Raw genomic sequence first — 896 nt, forward strand, 5'->3', positions numbered from 1 at the left:
GTCCTCTCGGGGTTGGGTGCCGGTCGGTCAGACGGCGATGAACAGCTGCGGGAGTTGAGCGAGAGTCGCGCGGACGTCCCGGTGCCGTCGGCGGCGCGCGACCTCGTCCGCGACCGCCTTCCGGTAGGCGGCGTGCGCTTCGTCGAACGTGATGTTCCAGTCGTCGATGCCGGCGTCCAGTGCCGCGAGGGTGTCGGCGGCCCGCGCCTCAGCCTTCGCGAGCTGCTCCTGCTGCCAGTCGTAGCCGCTGCTCTCCATCTGCTTGCGGGCGTAGTCGAGTTCGAGCCGGGCATTGAGGGCGTTGATTGCTGTGTCGTTCACGACGGCGCCGACGGTCAGGCCGTCCATGTTGAACTTGACCTCGGTGAGGAACCGGCCGGCGCCCCACGTGTGGTGCCGGTCGCGCGGCAGCGGCTGGTTGGACACGCGGCCGTGCAGCCACTCGTGGGCCCACACCTCGACGAAGAGATCGGCCTCCTCGGCCCAGAATGTGCCGTGCTCGTACGGCTCACGGTCGAAGTCCGGTTTCGCAAAGACCCGTGCCCGTCGGAGTTCCTGGCCGTGCTGCCAGACGATGTGCCAGTGCTCGGCCAGGTCGGTGCACTTGTCGGGGTGGTAGTTGACGGTGCCCCAGGGGACGCCGTTGAGGGTGCCGTCGTCGGCGATCAGGGGTTCTTCGCGGAGCTGGCGGAACACGGACAGGCTGACCTGCTTGCCTCTGATGGTGAGGGTCTTCACCTCGACCGCGGCCGTGGTGATCGTGGCGTTGTGGGTGGTGAGTTGTCTCGTCATGCCGGTTCTCTGCTTTCGGGTCAGGAGGGGGGGAAGGGTCATGCGCTGCGGGCCTCCCAGGACGCGGCGGGAGGCAGCGGTGTGGCGCCGTCGCCGAGCCACAC

Annotated in this window: 1 protein-coding gene; it reads right to left on the reverse strand. The window is 68.5% G+C overall.

Translation table 11 applies throughout. The annotated features are described in order from the left end of the window. Positions 1-27: 27 nt before the first annotated feature. Complete coding sequence (locus C1I97_RS38025) at positions 28-792, reverse strand: hypothetical protein (RefSeq protein WP_111007383.1); 765 nt, start codon at positions 790-792, stop codon at positions 28-30. Between the last annotated feature and the right edge of the window lie 104 nt (positions 793-896).

This window comes from Streptomyces sp. NTH33 (assembly GCF_003236365.1).
Classification (GTDB): Bacteria; Actinomycetota; Actinomycetes; order Streptomycetales; family Streptomycetaceae; genus Streptomyces.

Excerpts from the sequence above, each read along its gene's own strand:
- C1I97_RS38025 (WP_111007383.1), bottom strand. The coding sequence starts at position 792 with ATGACGAGACAACTCACCACCCACAACGCCACGATCACCACGGCCGCG.